The sequence below is a fragment of the Gammaproteobacteria bacterium genome (assembly GCA_019748175.1).
Lineage (GTDB): Bacteria > Pseudomonadota > Gammaproteobacteria > JAIEPX01 > JAIEPX01 > JAIEPX01.
The window spans coordinates 51403-75381 of the sequence record JAIEPX010000022.1 but is presented as its reverse complement, the minus strand read 5'-3'; the positions used below and the strand labels follow the sequence as shown (position 1 = coordinate 75381).

The 23979-nt window shown below is 39.0% G+C and carries 16 protein-coding genes and 1 tRNA gene; 11 read left to right on the top strand and 6 right to left on the bottom strand.

The window, feature by feature from the left end:
* On the bottom strand, positions 1-476 hold a 476-nt coding region (locus K2X50_09525), incomplete at its 3' end, for a TerC family protein (protein ID MBX9587484.1).
* A gap of 242 nt (positions 477-718) precedes the next feature.
* Between K2X50_09525 and K2X50_09520 the strand changes: the two genes are divergently transcribed.
* On the top strand, positions 719-2587 hold the full coding sequence (locus K2X50_09520; protein MBX9587483.1) for a hypothetical protein: 1869 nt from the start codon (positions 719-721) through the stop codon (positions 2585-2587).
* A 1-nt stretch (position 2588) separates the two neighbouring features.
* On the opposite strand, the gene K2X50_09515 is transcribed toward K2X50_09520, so the two are convergent.
* Together K2X50_09515 and K2X50_09510 are read right to left on the bottom strand one after the other, a co-directional pair.
* Complete coding sequence (locus K2X50_09515) at positions 2589-2798, bottom strand: hypothetical protein (GenBank protein MBX9587482.1); 210 nt, start codon at positions 2796-2798, stop codon at positions 2589-2591.
* Positions 2799-3134: 336 nt separating this feature from the next.
* Positions 3135-3632, bottom strand: coding sequence for a hypothetical protein (locus K2X50_09510; GenBank protein MBX9587481.1), 498 nt, complete (start codon positions 3630-3632; stop codon positions 3135-3137).
* Positions 3633-3815: 183 nt separating this feature from the next.
* Here K2X50_09510 and K2X50_09505 point away from each other — a divergent pair, with 183 nt between their 5' ends.
* Positions 3816-4736, top strand: a complete 921-nt coding sequence (locus K2X50_09505; GenBank protein MBX9587480.1) for a hypothetical protein — start codon at positions 3816-3818, stop codon at positions 4734-4736.
* 44 nt (positions 4737-4780) lie between these two features.
* Here the strand turns inward: K2X50_09505 and K2X50_09500 are convergent, their stop codons facing one another.
* Positions 4781-5353, bottom strand: coding sequence for a nicotinamidase (locus tag K2X50_09500; GenBank protein ID MBX9587479.1), 573 nt, complete (start codon positions 5351-5353; stop codon positions 4781-4783).
* 294 nt (positions 5354-5647) lie between these two features.
* Between K2X50_09500 and K2X50_09495 the strand changes: the two genes are divergently transcribed.
* The 7 genes from K2X50_09495 (at position 5648) to K2X50_09465 (ending at position 12377) form a co-directional block, all read left to right on the top strand.
* Positions 5648-6187, top strand: a complete 540-nt coding sequence (locus tag K2X50_09495) for a hypothetical protein (protein MBX9587478.1) — start codon at positions 5648-5650, stop codon at positions 6185-6187.
* Between the two features lie 6 nt (positions 6188-6193).
* A complete protein-coding gene (gene miaA, locus K2X50_09490) occupies positions 6194-7114 on the top strand; it encodes a tRNA (adenosine(37)-N6)-dimethylallyltransferase MiaA (GenBank protein ID MBX9587477.1) in 921 nt (306 codons plus the stop codon).
* Positions 7115-7137: 23 nt separating this feature from the next.
* Complete coding sequence (gene hfq / locus K2X50_09485; GenBank protein MBX9587476.1) at positions 7138-7401, top strand: RNA chaperone Hfq; 264 nt, start codon at positions 7138-7140, stop codon at positions 7399-7401.
* Entirely contained in the window at positions 7364-8656 is a 1293-nt protein-coding gene (hflX, locus tag K2X50_09480) for a GTPase HflX (protein MBX9587475.1), read from the top strand. Before hfq ends, hflX begins: the two co-directional genes overlap by 38 nt.
* 254 nt (positions 8657-8910) lie before the next feature.
* Complete coding sequence (hflK, locus tag K2X50_09475) at positions 8911-10146, top strand: FtsH protease activity modulator HflK (protein ID MBX9587474.1); 1236 nt, start codon at positions 8911-8913, stop codon at positions 10144-10146.
* Positions 10134-11012: a protease modulator HflC gene (gene hflC / locus K2X50_09470; protein MBX9587473.1), complete on the top strand. Its 879-nt coding sequence runs from the start codon at positions 10134-10136 to the stop codon at positions 11010-11012. The genes hflK and hflC overlap by 13 nt, the downstream gene beginning before the upstream one ends.
* 72 nt (positions 11013-11084) lie before the next feature.
* On the top strand, positions 11085-12377 hold the full coding sequence (locus K2X50_09465; GenBank protein ID MBX9587472.1) for an adenylosuccinate synthase: 1293 nt from the start codon (positions 11085-11087) through the stop codon (positions 12375-12377).
* A gap of 82 nt (positions 12378-12459) precedes the next feature.
* Here the strand turns inward: K2X50_09465 and K2X50_09460 are convergent.
* Positions 12460-12546 (bottom strand) — tRNA-Leu (locus tag K2X50_09460).
* A gap of 231 nt (positions 12547-12777) precedes the next feature.
* On the opposite strand from K2X50_09460, the gene K2X50_09455 reads away from it, so the two are divergent.
* The gene (locus tag K2X50_09455; protein ID MBX9587471.1) at positions 12778-20166 is read left to right on the top strand and encodes an FG-GAP-like repeat-containing protein; all 7389 of its coding nucleotides are present in this window, start codon (positions 12778-12780) and stop codon (positions 20164-20166) included.
* A gap of 7 nt (positions 20167-20173) precedes the next feature.
* Here the strand turns inward: K2X50_09455 and K2X50_09450 are convergent, their stop codons facing one another.
* Positions 20174-20512, bottom strand: a complete 339-nt coding sequence (locus tag K2X50_09450) for a hypothetical protein (GenBank protein MBX9587470.1) — start codon at positions 20510-20512, stop codon at positions 20174-20176.
* 313 nt (positions 20513-20825) lie between these two features.
* Between K2X50_09450 and rnr the strand changes: the two genes are divergently transcribed.
* The gene (rnr, locus tag K2X50_09445) at positions 20826-22916 is read left to right on the top strand and encodes a ribonuclease R (protein MBX9587469.1); all 2091 of its coding nucleotides are present in this window, start codon (positions 20826-20828) and stop codon (positions 22914-22916) included.
* Positions 22917-23979: the final 1063 nt, after the last annotated feature.

Here is a 23979-nt window from a genome sequence, read left to right as displayed (position 1 = left end):
TTAGAAATATCCACGGGTTTGTGGGATAAAAAGATCATTTTGATTCCTGTCACAATCATAAAGATTGCAAACAGATATAAAACCCATTCGAAGTGGGTTAGAATCTGTGCACCTAGACCTATCATTATTGCTCTTAGTATGATTACGCCAAGTATTCCCCAAAATAGGACTCGATGCTGGTACTTTAGTGGGATTGAAAGGCTTGAGAATATCAAGGAAATAAGGAAAATATTGTCTATTGCGAGTGATTTTTCGACGAGAAAGCCTGTCACATATTCAGCAAAACTTCCCAGTCCTTTAAGATGCCAAACCCACAATCCAAAGAGTAGTGCAACGGATATATAAAAAGAGCTCATCCATAAACTCTCTTTAATACTGATTACCCTGTCTTTTTTATGAAACAGGCCTAGGTCTAATGTTAGTAATGTTAAGACAATCGCGATAAAAATAATCCATGCAGATAAAGCGCCGTCCATACCTCTACTCCTAATGAATTCCAGATTATCCAAGCATCAAAATGATTCTAGCTTATTTTTGCTGAAATACCACTGGCCCAATATTAACAACGCCAGCGCTAAAGAGAAAAAGGAGCAAATCTTGATAAATAGTCGATTAGGAGTTTTATCATAAAATATGTTGCATTTAGAATATAAATGATTATAATCATAAGGTTAATAACAAAAGCTAAAGTAGAAAATAGAGATAGAGGGTTAACGCCATGAGAAGTAAGAAACAGAGTAAAAAAATATTTTACGGTCTTGGGAAGCTGTATGATTCTAATGAAAACACGCCTACTAAAGAGCCAATAGACAGTCCGCGATCTCTTAGATCAGTAAGACAGGGGTCTTTTCTCTCCCCTCGAGAACTGAATTTAGGTGATGAAGAGGGCCAACTAGATAGTCCAAAAAGAAGGATTGAAATTGAGTTTGTGGATGCCTCATGCATTCTAGATGCAGAATTATTAGTTGCACTTTCGGAGGAAAGGTATGGTCGTGCAATGCAATTCAGGCCTGATCATTCGCCAGATCATACGAAACGGGCTCGCATTAACGAGGTTGCCGTACCAGGGCCAGAGCCAGATTTAGATCCGGAGCCGCAGGAAGAAATCCTGGCTTTTGTCGATGCTTCTCGGGGCGTTCAAAATGAGATCGGGCTGGATCTCAATTATGACGAGTTAGTCCTAGATGACGAATTCGCAGATAATCGAGACGAAGTGGAGCCTGGGTTACACCAAGCAATCCCTCAAAGCGTAGTGGTTGCTTCACCAGCACCTGTACAACAAGCTGCTGTGGCAGAGCGTTTACACCTCAGTGTTTATGAAAATAGAGATTATCCATGTGCAGAATTTCTGAAAGAGCCGCTTAATACCAAGAAAAAAACAGTGTTCGAATTACTTCATAGAGAGGGTGCTCGTTTTCTCTGTGCAGATAATACTGGACAACGGTATTGGGGTATCTATCCTTCACATGAAGAGATCGTCATTCAAGGAATGCGTAATCCTTGTCAGCAGTTTTATTTATACAGATTACCGACAGATTCTCGTTATTATCCTACCTGGGTATCGGCAGTAGTTAAGGATGTAAATGGTGAATTTTGGCCGCTTCATATTGTTAGCAAAAGCTATCTAGGTTCCGTGAAGAATATGATCAGCTATCCTAGAAAAATCATTAAACAGTTTTCTGCAGATAAATTCCTTCGACAGTGGCCTGAAGGATTGGGTAAGCAATGTCTGATTATTACCGTTGATAGCGATAAGCAAAAAAGAGACTTAATAGCTGAATTTGAAAATTTTGTGTTACAGTTAGGCCATGAGTGTGATGATTTATTACCTTCCTTCAGAATATTCTGCAATGGTACACTCTCAGAAGTAATTCTTGCCCGCAACTACAGACAGCAGAGCATAGTCAATTTTGTCGAGCCACAACCCGAGCCAAATGTGTATCCGTATGCGAAAAGACGGCTTGAAATATTGAAATTAGAAAATGAGCTGCTGAATAATTGTGTGAAAGGCGGATTATCTCAGCATGATTTTACTAGAGCCTGTAATTTATTTATTAGTCCTGCAATTCTTAGCAACGAAGTAGCCTTGGCCTATTTTACTCTATCTCAGATAATCAGATACACTGGTGTTCGGATAGAATCAAGAAAAAGATTGATAGATCTTAAGCGTAAAATCTGTGCTAAATACCAAGGCAATGCTGCGTTTAATGACCAGAGAGTGACAACGTTTTTGCAGATGATGGACCAATCTATTCTTGTTCGAACTCACTCTATAAACAAGTTGAATGATTTGAGGATCTATCTGCTGCGTTTATGTAGCATCTTTGGTGTTGATCATAATGATGCAAAGATGGAATACTTTGTTTTTAATCGCCTTGCTGCAGTGATGAAAAGTAGAGGTCGTGATAACATAGAACTTCAAGACACTTTTCAATCAGGTAGCGAACTGATTGTTTGGATGTTAAAGAAAAATATTAACCTTGCGGTGATTCAAGGTGATATATCCAGAAATATTACTCCTGCAGAGCTGGTAGGCCAAATAGAAGAACATATTCGAACAGAAAACGCTTGTATTTTGGCACACTAAATTATTTTTTTGTTGGTACAAATGACGGATCGGGATCTGTGTTTATTACGGCGGGTTTCGATCCTCGACTCATGGATCTAGAACTAAGACTTGCAAGAAAAGCTTCTGTTTCTTTAATTTCTCTGTTTAAGGTTTGCATATCATCCGCACATATAGCATCAAAATTTTCTTTTAATTGCTCAGCTACGGTCAATGCGTGTTTGCTTGACATTTTAATCATCCTTGATTGTTTATCATTTGAGAGACAATAAGTTAGTTTACTTTGCTTGTCAAGGAAGCTATCAAGGTAGGGTCAAGTCTTGACACGTGAATGAATAATTTTCTCTAGACCATCAGGCTCTAACCGCAACAGTTCATTACGCTCCAAAAGGTATTTCGTTTTAGTGAGGCAATACAGTATTTTTACTTTTCTAGTGATTCACGATTCAAGACTTGCCCCATTGAGGAACTCCTTGCGGCTGCAGGGTTTATGCAATTTTTACGCTGATCTTGCCAATTTCACTTGATTATGGTATTATTCTGCCATGATAAAACGTGAATTGAACAATCAAGCATTACAGACTTCTTCAGCTGGCGCTTCAGAGTTGCCGCTCATGTTCTTCAGCTTTAAGGTCAAATGTAGCAATTGATCTTCTCGGAGTACTGTTCCGTTTTCAGCACATTTTTCGGCTAGGATAACTATATCTTCTCGTTGATATTTTTTAATAATGTTCAGAAATATTGTTATTTTTTGATCGTAATTTGATACGCTAATGTTTTTCAGTAAAGCATTTTTAAGAATGTCTGAACAAGCTGATTTTCCTATTACTTCTTTTAGAAATTCTAAATGTTCATTGTCATCTGTATAAACTTGCAAATTATGATTTTCTAAATTCTTCATCAACAAATACACATTGAAATCACCAAAACGTTGATTTAAATCGGTTATTGCTGCTTGGATGGAGTTCCTGAAATGTTGGTTTTGAGTTACATATGAGCGCAGCAAAATGAGGTCTGTTCTGCTCAGTTTCGCAATAGTTTCTTTATGCTGACTATCTTTACGCATGACCGCCTCAATATGCTAAAATCTACCATTAATACCCTCTGTATTAAGTATAGTATAAGAATTTGCTGGTGGCCAATGGATAGAAGTCTTGTACACCTTGGCTCATCCGCCACACTGCAGAAAATGATCTATAATTGAACTAGGTGTTCTATTTGTTAGATAAATGCATAGGGGGAGGCCGATATGAAAAAGGAAAAGGATCCGAGCAAACAAGTTTTTAAATCACTTGTAAACATGCTGACAGAAATAGAAGGTAATTTTAATGACGAATTTAAAAAAGCATTAATTTCTGGAGACATGCAAAAAACCTCTTTGTTAGTTCACGAAACTGCCCATCACTTTAAGGTCAAACATGGCAAAAGATTATCAGAATCAGATTTAGAAAAGATTAGCCGTGTCTGCGTAGAATCGGAACGCCAATGGGCATTTGTAGTCGTGGCGGAACACGACAAAACAGGCCGAATACAAGCAATGGCAAACAGCCATTGGAATGGTAGATTTCAGGTAAATACTTCCAAACTCCCAAGTGATGTGGCATGGGTTGCAGAAGGAAAAGGTATTATTGCTGGTTTTAATGCTCATGACTTATTTCTAGAAATACTGAAAAAAAACTTTTATGAGAAGCTCCCTAGAGTACAATTCAACGAGAACGCTTCTCCAAATCAAGCCAACGTCAGTACCGCAAATCCGCAAAGTTCGGCTGTGCCTCAAACTCCGGCACCTTCAAAATCCTCAACAGAAGGTCCAGCTAAAGTTCAACAGTCAGCATCTCCACAACCCACAGCAGGAGGTTCAGACAAACCAACGCCAGTTCAATCCCATCAAGCAAAATCTGCGCCTAACCAACAATGGGTGAAATCTGATGAAAAAGCCCTCATAGAAGCTGCTGGTTATCTGAGAACAATCAGAAAGCTGATGGATAGACCAGATAAAAATTCAGATAAAAATCAGAAGGTGTTAACGAACATCACCAAAAAGATCGATGAAAAGCTAAAAGCACTGGAAGGAAAAGATGATCGTAACTCAGAGGCATTAAAGCGCGTATACGAGAAATCACGTAATTTAATATCTAAGCAATCAACTTATAAGGGACCTAGTGTCTAGTTCTGAGGAAAAGGAGAGGAAAGGGGTCAAGATTTGACCCTATTTTAAATAAATTGCACGCCAAAGCTTGTTAGTAATCTAATCGTTTCGAGGCCATCTTCAACATCAATTGCTTTTGTGGCGTTAAGTACGACTAGAGTTTCGTAGCCCGCTTTTATTAAATCTAGAGAAGAGGCTTTTACACAGTAATCAAGACATAATCCGCAAATAATGATTCGTTTAATATTTTTTTCTTCTAGAATTTTAGGTAATGATACACCGTTTTCTGTCTCTGCATGGAATGCAGAATAAGCATCGCTATCGGCTTTTGTTGCCTTGCTCACAACAATAGTATTTTCAGGATATTTCAAATCTTGATGAAATTCAGCGCCACGGGTATTTTGAACGCAATGAGCTGGCCAAGGCCCCCCTTGTTCATGGAAGCTAATATGATTCGCCGGATGCCAATCTCTAGAGGCAATTATTGTTGCGTGGCCTTCAGTGGCTGCAGTAATAAGCTCTTTGATGGGTGTTATCACCTGGTCGCCCAATGGCACGCCCAATGTTCCGCCCGGAAGAAAATCATATTGTATATCAACAACTAATAGCGCGTCATTCGAGTTAAACTTTATATCCATGAACCTACCTCCCCAGAGAGCAGGGGAGAGCTGTGCTTATCCCCAATAACATTATTGTGAGAAGCTCTGCTCCTCTAATAATTCGGCGCAAGCATACAGAATTATAGACTTAACTACTAGGGGTCAGGCATGCATATTTGCATCTAGCAAAGCCTGATGCAAATATGCATGCCTGACCCCTAGCCTCTACGCTTAAATTAATACTCTGCAAAATAAATCTTATTTTCCATGGAGATTGTCTATTTATCGCAAATCACGTTATAATGGCTACGTTATTGGTATGGGTGGTAAGAAATGATCAAACAATTTTCGCAAAATATCCTAAAGTCTTACAAATCGACCTTGACTTACATCATCTTAATTATTGTACTCAATAAACTTTTTGTAATGGCTCCCTTATTTGTTTTATTCAATGAATTAATATCGCCTATCGATTTTAGTGTAGGCATGGTCTATATATTTCGTGACTTTGCGCAACGCGAAATCGGTCGGTATGTCATCATCGCTATGCTATTTGCAGGATATTTGAGTTATGTTTTAGCTAACGAAACAGTGGCTTTTGCTAGCTTATCAGCATTTTTGATAGGTGAATTTATCGACTGGGGAATATTCACATACACAAATAAACCCCTGTCTCAACGACTCGTTTTGTCGGCTACACTCAGTGCCCCAGTGGATAGCTTTGTGTTTTTATCACTGCTGGGAAGAGTCAATTGGCTCTCGATGATTATCATGACTTCTACGAAAGTACTTGGTGTTCTAGCGGTTTGGGCGGTTTGGCGTATTCAAGACCGTAAAAATATGACTGCTCCAACAATAATCAAGGCCTTATAAGTTCCAATGTCTACACTTCCTAAAGTCATTTGTTTAATGGGTCCGACTGCATCAGGAAAAACGGATTTAGCATTTGCTATTGCTGAACACTTGCCTGTTGAAATAATTAATGTGGATTCAACACAAGTTTATCGTGGAATGGATATCGGAACTGCAAAACCAACGCTAGAAGAGCAAGCCAAAGTTCCTCATCATCTGATTGATATTTTGGATCCTTCCGAATCGTATTCAGTCGCGCAGTTCTGCCAAGATGCCTTGCACTGTATTAACGAAATTCAGCAAAGAGGAAAAATCCCTTTATTAGTAGGGGGTACCATGCTGTATTTCCATGCTCTTCAAAATGGTTTGGCACCGTTGCCATCATCAGACCCCTCGATTAGAGCTGAATTAGAAGAAGAGCTTTCGTTAAAAGGGCTAGCTGCACTTTACGCAGAATTAGAGCAGGTCGATCCAGTCGCAGCGAGCCGAATTAAACCCACGGATCCACAGCGAATTCAACGCGCTTTAGAAGTTTATCGTTTAAGTGGTAAAAATATTTCGACGTGGTTAGAGAAACAAGAATCTCAAAAATTAACTTTTTTGCCATTAAATATCGCAATTATCCCTCCTGATCGTGAGACATTGCACCACCGCATTGTACTACGTTTTACTAAAATGCTGAAAAAGGGTTTCATTGAAGAAGTAGAAAGGTTATACTTCCGCGCTGATTTGAATGCAGGTCTTCCTGCGCTACGATCAGTGGGTTATCGGCAAGTATGGGAATATTTAAGCGGTAATACGAGTTTCGCGATAATGCAGGAGCACAGTATAATTGCGACTCGGCAATTAGCGAAGCGGCAGATAACCTGGCTTAGGAGTTGGCAAGATTTGCATCGTTACGATAGTGATGATACTGAACTTGTTCAGCGAATTTTAAAAATGTTATAACTCTAATCAACAAGGAGAGTCCAATGACAACAAAAGGGCAATCATTACAAGAGCCATTCTTAGAGGCTTTACGTAAAGAGCAGGTCCCTGTGTCAGTATACCTCGTAAATGGGATAAAGCTGCAGGGTAAAATTGAAGCGTATGATGCGTTTGTCGTGTATCTGAAAAACAGTTTCAGTCAAATCGTCTATAAACATGCTATTTCAACCATCGTTCCGATGAGAAAGATAGTATTGGAAGGTTTTGAGGGTGAGGAAAAAATCTCCGAAGAATTCATCGAAGAATAGTTTTTTCGATCGCCCACAAGGCGGCGAACGTGCTGTTTTAGTTCACCTTAATTTCGCGAAATCCCTTCTCAGGGAAGATAGTGACGAGTTTCGTGAACTTGCAAAATCTGCTGGTGTTGAGCCTGTTGCTTGGGTAACAGGCTCACGTCACGCTCCCGACATCAAATATTTTATTGGCAGTGGAAAAGCAGAAGAAATACGCGATATTGTTGCTAGTTCTCAAGCCGAAGTTGTTCTAATTAATCACACATTAACTCCCTCTCAAGAAAGAAATCTCGAAGCATTACTTGAATGCCGTGTTCTTGACCGTACGGGTTTAATTTTAGATATTTTTGCTCAGCGTGCGCGTACTTTCGAAGGTAAATTACAGGTTGAATTAGCTCAATTAGAACATTTGGCAACTCGACTAGTACGTGGCTGGACTCACTTGGAGCGTCAAAAAGGGGGTATCGGTTTACGCGGTCCCGGTGAAACTCAGTTAGAAACTGATAGACGCTTATTAAAAAACCGTGTCAAATTGTTAAAGGAAAGACTGAAAAAAGTTCGATTACAACGAGAGCAAGGACGTCAGTATCGGCAAAAACATGCAGTGCCGACCATCGTATTGGTAGGGTATACCAATGCCGGTAAGTCGACGCTCTTCAACAAATTAACCTCAGCGGATGTTTATGCAGCAAAGCAATTATTTGCAACCCTAGATCCAACCTTAAGACAAATTAAAATACCCGAAGTGGGTCAAGTCATTTTAGCAGATACGGTAGGATTTATACGAGATTTGCCACATCACTTAGTTGAAGCATTCAGTGCGACCTTAGAAGAGACTATCAATGCTGATTTATTATTACACGTGGTTGATGCTCATAATCCTTATCGTCAGAATTTAATTCGCGATGTTCAAACGGTGCTCAAAGAAATTGGCGCTGATCACGTTCCGCAATTGATGGTGTATAATAAAATTGATTTGGCTTCAGCAATAGAACCTCGAATTGATAATGATGATCAAAATATCCCGATAAGAGTGAATGTCTCAGCATTGACAGGCGCTGGGCTTGATCTTCTAAAACAAGCCATTTCTACGAGAATTGCCAAGGACATAATGGCTTGTGATATTACCTTACACGCTGATGAAGGAGGCATTCGTGCTGCACTTTATGAATTAGGCGCGGTAACTCACGAACAGAGTCTTGAGGACGGTGGTTGGCGAATTAGCGTAAGGATGAGAGCCGAAGATTATCACCGAATAATGAAAAGTTAGGCCCAGCATCTTCCGCTTAAGGATTTTGAATCTTTTGCCCATTCTGTGTCCAGTATTCAGTACAGTTGATTCAAGAACTCATCATCGCGAAAGGAAAATCTTCTATCGCTTTGATTGGAAATTCGTGAATTTTGTTTTTAATCAATAAGTTATGTGTTTTTATTTCAGAGCATAGGGATCACCAACACTTGAAGTCTGAAGCTTAGGAGAATAGAATGCTCGTTGTACTTTTAGGCTAGTTAGGATGTGCTTCAATGTCGTGGAATGAACCAGGAAACAGGGATCCAAAAAATCCGTGGAATCGAGGAAATAAAAATCAGGGTCCTCCCGACCTCGATGAGCTTGTACGTAAAATTCGAGATAAATTGCTCAAACTGATGGGAAGTAAAAAGCCAGGTTCTCGTCAGACGAATGAAAACAATGATGGTAATAAAAATACAGGTTTTTTAAATATCAAAAAATTATCACCATATCATTTTGGATTGGGTTTAGCAGCACTGATAGCAATTTGGATTCTCTCTGGCATCTACATTATATCTCCGATGAAAAGTGGCGTTGTATTACGTTTTGGTGCATATCACCACACTGTTCAACCAGGGCCGCATTGGTTACCTCGACTTATTGATTCTTATAAGACCGTCAATGTTCAAGAAGCAACATCGTTTACTTATACAGATGAAATGCTAACACGTGATGGTAATATTGTTTCCGTTGAATTATCTGTAATCTATCGTCGTGATAATGTCCGTGACTTTTTATTCAATGTGAAAGAACCTCAAGATAGTATCAAACAAGCCACTGCAAGTGCTCTAAGACAAGTAGTCGGAGATTCTGATTTAGATGAAATTTTGACTACAGGACGGCAAAAAATTCGTGATGAAATTTTGCAGCAATTAGTGACAATTTTAACACCTTATAAAACAGGTATTGAAATTATAGATGTGAACTTACAACCAGTTAAACCACCGGAAGCAGTTACTGAAGCATTTGATGATGTCATTAAAGCTCGTAAAGATGAAAAACGTATTATCAATGAAGCAGAGGCGTACGCTAGTCAGTATAATGCGACAGTTGTTGGTGAAGTTGAACGAATATTACGAGAAGCCGAAGGCGAAAAAGAGCGGTTAGTTTCAGATGCACAAGCTGATGTTGCTCAATTTAAAGCGTTGCGTCAGTTGTATCGTGCTCAGCCAGAAGTTATGAAAATGAGACTCTATATGGACGCAATAGAATCTATTCTCTCTAAAAGTAGTAAAGTACTAGTAGCAACTAAAAGTGGACAAAATATTTTGTATTTACCCCTAGATAAAATTATGGAATCTCAACGTCAAAATAATAAGGATGAAAGTAGTCAAGTGGAAGGTGTGAGTGCGGCGAATGAGGTCGATCCTGATTTACCTGTTGATACAGCTGCTTCCCAACTGACTGAAGCTACTAATGATCGTCGTTCCACCGATTTGACACGGGGAGGATATCAATGGCAACAGTAAAATCAATTACAGTTTTTGCAGTATTATTCGTACTTTTTATTTTGTTCGGCTGTTTATACACAGTTGAAGAAGGTCAACGTGCATTAATTTTGCATTTAGGTGAAATTTCTTTGGGGGCAGATAAAAAACCTCGTGTAGTAGCTCCAGGTTTGCATTTTACAATACCCTTTGTTAATCGAGTACAATATTTTGATATGCGTTTAAATACAAATGATGTGAAATCATCGCGTATTTTTACCTCTGAACAAGAATATGTATTGGTCGATTATTATGTAAAATGGCGTATTGAAGATATTGCACTTTACTATCAACGCACGAGTGGATATTCAGACCGCGCTGAAAAATTGCTTGAACAAAAAATTAATAATGCTTTACGTGCGGCATTTGGTCAAATTACAACGCAAGAGGTTATAGCAGGAAAACGGGGCAATGTGATGGCGCTTTTGAAAGAAGAGGCTAATCAAAACGCAAAAGAATTAGGAATTGCAGTTTTTGATGTTCGAATAAAACGAATTGATTTTCCAAAAGAAGTCACTGAAACAGTTTATACTGAAATGCGTACTAAACGAAAACAAGATGCTACAAAACATCGCTCAGAAGGTATTTCGAAAGCCAATGCAATACGAGCTCAAACAGATAAAAATGTAGTAGTAAAATTAGCGCAAGCTCGTCGGAGTGCGGCTGAAATTCGAGCGCAAGGTCAATCAGAGGCTGCAAAAATTTATAATGAAACCTTCTCGCTAGATAAAGAATTCTACGCATTGTTACGAAGCTTGGAAGCATATAAAAATACGTTTAAAAGTAAGAATGATTTCTTGATACTTGAGCCAGACTCACAGTTTTTTAAATTTTTTAAAGGTGTATAGTAGTAGGATAGGTGTCGGGTTCCCGTTGGCTATCTCTACCGGATTTAATTTTTTATTAGAGTAGATCATAGAATGAGTAAAAAAGTTGTAATATTGGGCACTCAATGGGGTGATGAAGGCAAAGGTAAAATTGTTGATTTGCTCACAGATCAAGCCAAAGTAGTCGTACGTTTTCAAGGTGGACATAATGCAGGTCACACGCTCGTAATTGACGGAAAAAAAACGATTTTGCGTTTAATTCCATCAGGAATTTTGCGTTCTGATGTTAAATGTTACATCGGACATGGTGTGGTAATCTCACCAAAAGCTTTGTTGCAAGAAATTTCAGAGTTGGAGAATAATAATATTCCTGTCATTGAACGATTACGAATCAGCAGTGCATGTCATTTGTTGTTGCCTTATCACGAAGCCTTAGACAAAGCACGTGAATTAGCGCGAGGAAAATCAGCGATCGGAACGACAGGTCGAGGTATTGGACCTGCATACGAAGATAAAGTTGCTCGTCGAGGATTACGACTCATGGATCTAATGGATCCAACAGGACTCAGCCAGCGATTAATGGAGCTCGCTGATTATCATAATTTCATGTTAAAAAATTATTATCACACTGATAGCATTTCTTATGAAACCGTGCTTGAAGATTTACTCGAAGCAAGTCTGAAAATGAATTCGATGATTGCAGACGTTGCGTATGAGCTTTCACTTCATTCCCAAGCTGGAAATCCTATTTTATTTGAAGGTGCACAAGGAACATGTCTTGATGTTGATATGGGCACCTATCCCTTCGTAACGTCTTCAAATACGACTGCAGGTGCTGCAGCAACAGGATCAGGTATCGGTCCGCTAGCCCTTGATTATGTTTTAGGTGTTTCAAAAGCGTATACAACACGTGTAGGTGCAGGTCCATTTCCTACAGAGTTACAAAATGAAATTGGGCGCTTCATGGGTGAGAAGGGACAAGAATTTGGTTCAGTAACAGGCCGCCCACGACGTTGTGGTTGGTTAGATGCTGTTTCACTCCGACGCTCAATTCAAATTAATAGTGTGAGTGGATTATGCATCACAAAACTGGATGTTCTCGATGGTCTTGAAAAAATTAATATTTGTGTTGGCTATGAATTAAATGGAGAAAAGCTAGAAGTTCCTCCACAAGATTCTCGTGAATTAGAAAAATGCACGCCTATTTATGAAGAACTTCCAGGCTGGAAAAATCCAACATTTGCGGTGAAAACATTGGAAGAGTTGCCGATAGAAGCGGTTAATTATATTCATCGAATTGAAGAATTAGTGGGTGCGCCAGTTGATATTATTTCTACAGGGCCTGATCGTAGTCAAACAATTGTGAAACGTCATCCTTTTTTGTAGGGGGTCAAGTCAAGGTTTCAGACCTACGATTAATGTAATATCTAATGAATTAGAGAATACATTAATCGTAGGTCTGAAACCTTGGTGCCGAGGAGAGGACTCGAACCTCCACAGGGTTTCCCCCACAAGTACCTGAAACTTGCGTGTCTACCAATTTCACCACCTCGGCATATTATAACCTGAATATTCCATAAACTCTGACTCTAACGACCTCATAATAAGTTGTCAATCAATAGGGCAGGACCTGTATGGGTTGCCTCCCGACCACAAAAACTCCAACCGTCTGCTATACTTAGGGTGTAAGTATCTAATTAATAAGAGGTTATTTGGAGTTGTGTTATTAAGGCGCTGGAAGGCCTGTGTTTAGGGCTTTGCAGCAGGTACGGTGTGAGGTGGTATTATGAGCATGTTTGAAATCAGTCGTGCTCAGGGAACTAAAGCATCAGAAGCGGTAGAACCTGGTACGAGCGTTGTTATCACACAGGGCGAACTAATTATATGTGATCAATCTTTCACAGAGGTTTCTTCGGTCACGCGAATTGATAATAATTTACAACTCATTGTTGCTGATAATCCACCGACGGTATTTAATCAATTTTTCAGTGCACCAAATTCTCTTATTCAATTTACAGATCAACAATTCACAAATGATGATTTGAATAAGGTATTAAGTGTTCATTTAACATCAACAGATTCAAATCAAACATCTCACGAAATATTTCTTTCACCGGGTAGTGCAGTGTTTGCACAACCTGGTGAAAATTATTATTTAAATTCTACTGAATTTAATATAAAAGATTTACATCGTCATGGTAAAGATTTATTGATTCAATCACACGATGAAACAGCAAAAACAATTGCGATACTGAAAGATTTTTTTAAAACACCTGAATCTGGGTTTGATTCACCAGAGTTGAATATCATTGATCCGACTGAAGGTTCAACACATGATATGGTCGTAAATCCCCATTCCAGTATTTTCCAATGGGAGGGTGAACCATTACCCGTTGCCGTTGTTGGATCATTGTACGGCTATTATTTCAAATTAGAAGGAGCTCAAACTGAGGAATACCATTTGGTAGCTAGAACAGAAAACGGAGCATTACCTTCATGGATGACGTTTTCACATTTAGGTGGAGGACAATATTATTTATCCGGTACACCACCATCAACGGCCCTTGGTAATCAGGAAATATTTATAGAGGCATACTGCATTAAAAATAAAATTGGATTTCACACTCAACAATCCTACGAATTAACAATCAAAGCAAGTAGTGAGACGACAACGCGTGCTATTGTTGATGATGTTGCAGCCGCAGAATATAGAAGTTTAGGTGAAACTATCACAGCTGATAGTTTTGTTACGGGCGTGGTTGCGGTAAATCAAATGCCGTATATGTCGATGCCTGAAATTGCTGTTCTCACTAGTTTACCAGCAGTTAATCCAATGACAATGGCTCAAACATTTAGTAGCTATACTACTCATAATGAAATTCAACCTGTAAAAGGACTCCACGATCAAAGTATAATCATTGAAAATCAAAAAACTCATACTGAAGATATTGCGAATCACATTGAAATTACCGCTCATCCCGAAGGGGGAATTCCTAACGGAGTGCATGGATTGAGTCCAGTTAAAATCGTACATGATGTTACGACTACATCTACAACTAAAAATGACACTACGACGGAAACTTCATCCTCTGCGGAACCTACAACCCCAACTACGAATACATCAACTTCTACAGGTACTGACACAACAACTGAAACGACGACGTCGCCTCCATCAAATCCATCTGCTACAAATCATAGCTTGCTAACAATTTTAACTACGCCTCCTCCAACAACTTTTACCACATTGCAATCCTATTTAGATGGTGTGCATGGAGTTACATTTGGTGGAGATATTTTCTTTAACTATTATCCAGGGACATTAGGAACCTCAGCTTTCATTATTCCGAACGCCACTGGTAATGGATATGGCGTATTAGTCGATGCGTCAACGAGTGGGAGAACCTCAGGAAATAGTCTTGGAGATGTTTATTACCTAAATGGCCAGTCAACATTCCCAACTTCATTTCATATATCTGATCCAGGTGTAACAGGAACTGTCTTCTATCCTCCGTTTGGTCAAGTCCTTTTTCCAACACAAATCTACAATGCGAGCGACTTCAATGGTGATGGTTCTACGGATATGTTTTTTGTCGCGTATTCGTCAGGAGGATTTACATCATATATCGTTTTTGGTAGTCCCAGTGGGTTTCCTTCTACAGTAAATTTAGGCAATTTAGTGAGTTCTGGTGGTGCAGTAGCTCTTACTTCGAGTCAATCATTTACCAATGGCGGTGTTCTAGGTGATATTAATGGAGACGGCCTGAGTGATCTTGGACTTGTGAAAACGATATCATTTCCTGGATTCACTCAAGCTTATGTTTTCTTGGGAACGCATACTCCTCCAAATTCATTGGATGTTAGTGCATTGGATGGTACCAATGGATTTACAATTACCGCAGCAGGGCGATTTGGAATAGGTCAATCCAATACGATTATGGGAATCGATTTAAATGGCGATGGATTCAACGATATTCTGTTTAAATCCTACCATAACTTCACAACTGATACGGCCACGATAATTTTTGGCAATAGCACAGGATTTCCTTCTACATTTGATATCGGGAATGTAGGGCAGGTAGGTCAGCCGGCTGGATTTGTCATTTATAATAGTACAGATTCTCCTTATAGTAGCCACCATTTTGCTGATCCAGCTGTGAATATCGGCAATTTTAACGGCAGCGGTATCGATAGTCTCGTCATTAGTGAATTAGATTTATTTACGAGTAATTCTTCAACCTATGTCATTTTTGGTAGTCATTCTTTTACAAATAATGTTAATTTCGATTTAAATACACTGAATGGCTCAAATGGATTTTTGTTAACATCTTCAGCTCCACAACACTATGTAACGAGTATCGCTTATTTAGGAGATGTTAATGGTGATGGCAAAGCCGATTTTGGTTTTATCGATAAAAGCGCTTATAGCTTACAAGGTGCTGCGTACATTATTTTTGGAAGCAGCAATCCTTTCCCGGCAGTAATTGATTATTCACATTTAACTCCGAACCAAGGTTTTGTAATTCAATTTACACCAGGCGTTTCTGCTACAACCATAGGTGGTGGTGGAGATTTAAATGGTGATGGAATTGCTGACATTGTTTTAAGTAATCCAACTACCAATGTAGGTCCTGCACCTGGATATGGCGCGAGTGGTGTAAGCTATATTGTTTTTGGTGGCAATTTTAATGGTGTAATTACACTTAAAGGTACCTCAGGTGCAGAAACGCTAACCGGAACGAACGGTAATGATGTGATCTATGGTGGCGGCGGCAATGATACTATTAATGCGTTGGGTGGAAATGATTTTATCAATGCTCTTGGAAATTCTAGAATTGATGCAGGCCAAGGAAATGATACCATCGTTTATTACCGTGACGACGCGCCGGTGAGTGGCGGAACAGGTACAGATACGCTTTGGTTTAAATACGATAATACACACGTCACTTTTATTGGAGCAACGAATTACACAGGTATTGATGCTATCAATCTAACCTCTATGCAAAGTATGGTCGGTAACAGTGTCACATTAGATGCAGCAACAGTATTATCAATGTCAGACGCTAATTTAATGACCATAACAGGCAATGCACATGATACTTTAACACTTGTTTCGAGAGATATTTGGACATCCTCTTCAGTCATTTCAGGTTATACAACGTATACTTCAATGAGTGGGTCTGTGCTAAATGTACAAAATGATGTCCATGTAAATTTTTCAGGCCCAGTATTTGTCAATTTAGGTCAACCCTTTAATGGTTTTGAATTTGATGGTCAAACTTTTGCAATATCTGGTAGAGAAGCTACGATGGTAGCAGATATGACAGGTGATGGTCTTGGTGATTTAATTGTAGGTGTCTATATTGGCGCCAGTTATTACGGTGAAGTACATCTAATACCAGGCAGCACTACACCATTTCCGAATCAATTTGATATTACGAATGGTTCTGTTAATGGAACAATTTTTACGGCGACATCACCGAATGCGAACTTATATCCGTACCATGTTGCGGGGGTGACGGATTTTAATGGTGATGGTTTGGATGATATACTTATTGTTGGTAATGATTCCAGCAGATATTACTCTTTCAACCAGACTTTTCCTTTCCAAAATGCAAAATCATATATTGTATTTGGTGATTCTAATGGTTTTGCTGCAAATGTCGATATATCCACCCTTGTTAGCAACGGTGGGGCTATAGAATTTTCTGTAGTAAATCCCTCTAGTGGGATCGTGACATATTCCTTTACTAATGGAACTTATTTAGGTGATATCAATGGTGATGGTCTTGCAGATATCATAATTTCCGATTTTGTGAGTTCGGGGGTTTTTACACGGGACCTTGATGTCTTCGTTGTTTTTGGTACATCAACGCCAAGTAATCATATTAATTTGTCAACATTAGATGGTACAAATGGTTTTGAGCTCACGCCTACAGTTAATCAACCGTCGTTTCTTGGTATGACCGGTGTTGACATTAATGGTGATGGATTTAATGATGTATTTCTCAATACTTATAGAACTACGCCTTATAATAACCAGGTTACTGTTACTTTTGGTCGATCAACAGGTTTCTCCCCTAGTTTTGATCCTACAGTATTACCTGTAGGCGAAGGTTTTATTATTCATGACAGTACTAGGAATGATTCAAATTACAATGGTTTAGGGGTTCGAAATTCTGCTAATATCGGTGATTTTAATCAAGATGGTATAGACGACGTTATGATAATCGAAAAAGGTACTCAAGGAGTCTATATTATTTTTGGTGATCCAAGTTTTTCAACGACAAGTACTTTCGACCTTGCATCAATAAATGGTCTTAATGGAATTAAATTAAGTGCTGGTCCTGATGGTTACATTGTCCAAGTAGCCTACCTAGGTGATGTGAACGGTGATGGACTTTCAGATATAGGAATTGTCAACAACTACTCTTATGGTGGAAAAGGGGCTGCGTATATTGTTTTTGGAAGTACTGATGTGTTTGCTTCAGGTATAGATCTTACTAATTTAACAAAAGATCAAGGTTTTACAATACTGGGCGCAGACTCAAACAATTCATTATATTCAATCAGTGGTGGAGCTGATGTCAATGGAGATGGGTTATCGGACATAGTAGTCAGCGGGCCCTATATCAATAATTCTAATGGTGCTTCTTATGTTATTTTTGGTAGTAATTTTAATAATGTCATAACGCTCAAGGGTACATCAGCGGGTGAAACTTTGACGGGAACTGCCGGAGATGATGTGATTTACGGTGCTGGCGGAAATGATACCATCAATGCATTGGGTGGTAATGATTTTATATCAGCTCTAGGAAATTCTAGAATTTATGCAGGTCAAGGCAATGATACAATAGTTTATTACCGTGACGATGCACAGGTGCAAGGTGGCACAGGTACTGATATGTTGTGGTTTAAATATGATAATACACATGTCACATTTATAGACTCAACAAATTATACAGGTATTGATGAAATTAATTTACAACCCATGAGATCACTTGTTGGAAATAGTGTCACATTAGATGCAGCAACAGTATTATCAATGTCTGATGCAAATCTGATGACAATCACAGGCAATGCGCATGATATTCTGACATTAATAGCAACGGATATATGGACAGCAACAACCTCACTAGCTGGTTATACAACGTACACATCACTGAGTGGTTCAGTGGTGAATGTCGAAAATGATGTACATGTGACATTTGCTCCACCAGCTTCTCCAGTAACGTTGAATTTCACTGTACAAGAATTAACTGATGGTACGCACGGATTTACTTTAACTCACACAACTTTACTGAATGCGACAAGTTCAACGATTATTCAAAATGGTGATGGTTTTGGAGATTTATTTATTGCTAACGGATTTAGTGCGGGATCAAGTCCTTTCACAAGAGCCTTTATTGTAGATGGTCAAGCAACATTTGGTGCGAGTGTACCATTTGATGATCCTTCATTAACGACGTCTTTATTTAATAATACTTCCTTCGGATTTCCCATTTCAGCCTACGGTCAACATGTGAATTCAGTTGGTGATTTTAATGGGGATGGGCTGCATGATATATTAATCTCAGAATTTTTTGGTGGATATTCTCATATTATTTTGGGACAACCCGGGGGATTTGCTGCAACATCATTAATTGCATCAGTAGGGATTAATTTACCTGGACATTATAATGCTACGACATCAGCGGCTTTAGGTGATGTCAATGGTGATGGTCTCAGTGATATTGCATTGAGTGATTCGCAATCAGGTTGGGGTGCTGTGATATTCGGTACCACAACACCTGGCGGCAGTATCACTACTACCGCACTAACAGGCGCAGATGGATTCCAAATTGCGCGCCCAGGCTCAAATATTTCTGCAGGTCTTCAAGATTTTGGTACTAATGACATTAATGGCGATGGCAAGAATGATATTTTTGTAAGCTATTACGATACCTCTGTGCATACTGGTGGAATCGGTGTGATATTAGGTAGCACACCCGCATTTTCTTCTACAGTTACTGTTTCATCTGCTGGTATTAGTGGTGCTAATGGATTTTTAATTACAAATTCTGCTGGAATTCCTGGTTCAAATAATTATCTCATTAATCCTACAGAAATAGGTAATTTGACAGGCAATGGTGTGGATGCTATTGCTTTATCATCCAAAGATACTGTGTATGTTATATTCGGAAGTACATCATTTCCGATGGGTGGTAATTTCGATGTCACTTCAATTAATGGTACGAATGGTTTTGAATTAAATACGGCTTCTCACGCAGCCAATATTACCAGCATTGCATACTTAGGGGATGTAAATGGTGATGCTTTGTCTGATTTCGGATTCCTTGATAGTAATGCTTATAGTGGACTCGGTGCAGTGTATGTTGTTTTCGGAAGTCCAGATCCTTTCTCTGCAATACCCATTGATTTTACTACACTTAATTCTGATCAAGGGTTTGTCATTACCGATCCTTTAGGATTTACATCAAACCAAACAGTCGCGGGTATTTTGAGCGCACCAACAGTGAGTGGTGGTGGTGATTTAAATGGTGATGGTCTGGGTGAAATTGTCATTACCAGTGGAAGTAATCAACATATTATTTACGGTCAAAATTTTAATGGCGCAATAACACAATTAGTTGATCCTAACCATTCATCAATACAAGGTGTAGGAAGTGATGATGTCATCTATGGTACTTCTGGAAACGATACTATCACGGGTGGTTCTGGCGATTCATTTATTAGTGCGGGTGCAGGAATCGATGTAATTAACGGCGGTACTGGAAATAATACGATTGTTTATGATGGATTTGATGCATCAGTTGACGGAGGATTGGGTGGACAAAATACATTGTGGTTAGAAAATGATGGAATCATGGCAGATTTACAGGGCACAACAATTTTCAAAGATTTTGATGTCATAGATTTAAGACCTTTGCAATCACTTCAAGGTAACGAAGTAGTTTTAGATCCGCTAGGCGTTTCCAATATGTCTCATACGAATACATTGCAAGTCGATGGTGGTGCTCATGATGCACTCGTATTACATGATGTTGGTCCCGATATGTGGAGTGTTATCGCAACTAATGTCAATATTGGTGGATCTGTGTATACCGCTTACTCGTCAGCGGTCAGTCATTCAACTGTGTATGCCGAAAATACTCTCAATCATGTTTCAATTGTTTAGTGCTTTGTCATTCCTGATGCACATGAATGTGGTTTTGATCAGCATTCTTATTTTTTGCAGGGAAGGGCGAAAGTTCGTTGAGCAGGGTAGTGTTTGAGCTTTTAAGGACTTCTTCGCAATTGTTTTCTTGATACTGACGCAGAATATCAGCCTGTTTTGCAGGTGAAGACCAAGCAGAATCGTGATTTTGATCCATGCTGTAGAAGACAATATTTCGTTTAAGGCGGCTGCAGAGCTGGTTTTGGGTGGTATCTCGTTTATTCATATCAAATGCTGAATTGAGGCCACAGCCAGAAATAAAGCTTGATGCCAATAAGCCTATAATGAATGTCCGTATTGATTTCATTCTGGTCTCCTAAATTTAACGTGGTTAATAGATAGTAATTGCTTGCAAATAGTATTTCCATTGAGCAAGGACTTAAATTAATCCTCATATTCCTTTAGTTAACCATGAAATTCTTGTCTTTTCCAGCTACAATGTACATAGAACCTTCGCAAGAGCGCTGAACTCTTATATCGGAAGTGAGGGTTAAACTATCTTGCAATTCGATATTGCTACAAAAGGAGACTTTGTGTCTAAGGGATTTAAAAAGAAAGATCCACACGCTGAACGTGAGGCTCAAAAATATGATCGGCCAATTGCCAGCCGCGAATTAATCATGTCATATCTAGAAGAAGCAGGAAAACCCATATCTTATAAAGAAATTATTTCTGCACTCGATATGCATGATGAGGAACAACAAGTTGCTCTAAAACGCAGGCTACGTGCGATGGAACGTGATGGGCAAATTGCACGAACACGAGGAAAAAAATACGGTATCGTCGTACCCATGGAATTAGTTCGTGGACGCGTTATAGGTCGGCGAGATGGTTATGGTTTTGTAGAGCCTGAATTAGGCGGAGACGATATTTTTCTTTCACCCTACCAAATGCGATCAGTATTTCCAGATGATATTGTTATGGTCAGAGCAGTGGGTACCGATCGTCGAGGACGACCAGAAGGAACCATTGTTGAAATTCTTCAACGAAATACGCATCAAATAGTCGGTCGATTATTTCATGAAGAGGGTGTCGATTTTGTTGTGCCCGTACAAAAAAATATCAATCTCGATGTTTTGATTCCTGAAAATCATGCAGGAACGGCAGTGCCTGGCCAATATGTGGTTGTTAAAATTACAAATCAACCTACTCAACGTCGACAGCCTGTTGGTGATATTATTGAAGTGCTCGGAGATCGTCGTGAACCAGGAATGGAAACGGAAGTTGCTATTCGTTCGCATGGATTACGCTATTTATGGTCGACTGAAGTTGCTCAAGATATTAGAAAAGTTCCCAACGAAGTGAATGAAAAAGATATTCCTAAAAATCGAAAAGATTTACGCAAATTACCTTTTGTAACCATTGATGGTGCTGATGCTAAAGACTTTGATGATGCTGTCTATTGTGAGCCACTAGAAGACGGAGCATGGAATTTATATGTGGCCATTGCCGATGTAAGTCATTATGTGAAGCCTAATTCAGCTATCGACAAAGAAGCGTATTTAAGAGGAAATTCTGTTTATTTTCCTAGCCGTGTAATACCGATGCTACCAGAGGGATTATCGAATGAAGTGTGTTCACTAAAACCTCAAGTCAATCGTTTAGTGATGGTGTGTCAAATGCGCATCAATAAAGACGGCAATCTTGAAAAACACGATTTTTATTCTGCTGTGATTTGTTCTCATGCTCGATTAATATATTCTGAAGTGGCACGCATGTTAGAGCATCCAGAAAAATATCAAAATCCTTTACTGAAGCATTTACAAAATTTACATGCTCTCTATAAAAAATTATACCGTCAACGATTAATTCGAGGCGCTTTAAATTTTGAAACGACCGAAACACGGATCATTTTTGATGAACAAGACAAAATCGCACAGATTGTTCCTGTTGTCAGAAATGATGCTCATAAACTAATTGAAGAATGCATGTTGTTGGCTAATGTCGCAACAGCGCAATTTTTGCAACATCATCGAATGCCTGTATTGTATAGAGTTCATGAAGGTCCCTCGCATGAACGGCTAGAAAGATTGCATGATTTTTTACGCGGCGTTGGACTTCGATTAGGCGGAGGCGATTCGCCCAGCTCTCAAGATTATTCAAAATTATTGGAGAGAGTCGAGGGTAGGCCAGATGCACATTTAATTCAGACGGTGCTTTTGCGTTCTTTAGCTCAAGCTATTTATAGTCCCAGTAATAAAGGGCATTTTGGTTTGGCTTTTGAAGCCTATTGTCATTTTACTTCACCCATTCGTCGATATCCTGACTTACTGGTACATCGTGCAATTAGTCATATTATCGAGGGACATTCCCCTGAAAAATTCAATTATAATCTCACTCAATTTGGTGATTTTGGATTGCATTGTTCAAAAACAGAACGTAGTGCAGATTTAGCCACTCGCGATGTTGTTGATTGGTTAAAATGTCAATATTTACTTGAGAAAGTCGGTAATTGTTACGAAGGTGTTATTGTTGATATAACCAGTTTTGGTGCTTTTGTTGAATTAAAAGATTTGTATGTTCAAGGATTGCTACATATCACTGCGCTTGAAAACGATTACTACACTTATGATGCTAGTCACCACAGATTAGTTGGCCAACGCTCAGGGAAGCAGTATCGTTTGGGTGATCCTTTGGACGTGCAGATTGCGCGCGTTGATGTTGATGAGCGCCAGATTGATTTTGTCCTTGCTCGTAAGAATGGACGTTAGCTGCAGTATCACCAATTTTCTGCAATTTACTTTCTATTTCTGAAACTTGCTTTAGTAATCTATCTCTTTCTCGTACTAAAGTGAGTGCGTTTGTTGATTGGTGTTGTGAATTTATTCCAGAAACTTGATGTGTGTGTAAATTTTCTAAAGATTGTTGCAGTTCTTGTTTTTTCAGAGATTCATTTATCTTGTGACATTTTTGTAGTTCTTTTTCACTGGCATGAACAAGAGCTTCCATGTTCCTTTCTTGACTCACAGTTTTATATCGAACGATACCAGCTAGGATACTAATAAAAGCTGTCGCTGCACAAACTGTAACTAGGGTATAAAATGAGGTGAAGAATAAAAAGGCACCTGATATCAAGGCGAGCGAAATGAAAAATGCGGTGATAAATGCATGTGCTAATGGGCTTATGCCGGCATGTTTTGGTTTTAATGCGTGAAATAATCTTCGTAGAGGTGAAAAAAACCAAGATTTGAAATAAGCCCAACCTGACATAGTAGGATTAGGTGAAATATCAGGATAAGAACTTGTTTTTTGGAGGGTTTTATCAGAAAAATTGACTTCTTCGAATGTAATCTGATCGGTTAGTCTAGCCGTAATCTCATCATTTTCTTTTTTCAATTGATTAATATTGATGCAATTAACAATATGTTTCATTCTCAGAGCTGCTTCTCTACGGTAGTTATCTACCGCTTGCTGCCATGCAACAGTCAGACCCAGAGATAATGAACCGGCGAAAGCAAGGCCAGCGGCTAATACAAGAGATAATTTAATGGTGGTGGCTGTTAAAAGTCCGAGGATTACAGTGAGATAATTTGATAAGAAAACGTACCAACTGGATAAATATTGGGTGCCTGTCGAAAGGGTGCTTTCAATAGTATGGGCTGTGTGTTTATAAGAGAGATGACTGTGACGATTAAGTTGATTTAATGTTAAATTGGATAAAATTTGTTTGTTTTGATCTGAGGTGAGGGCAAAAGAATGATTGGTTTTTTCTTTTGCGGCTAAACGATAAAGGTCTAAGGAATTAACTCCATCTTGAAATTCAATTTTTGTATC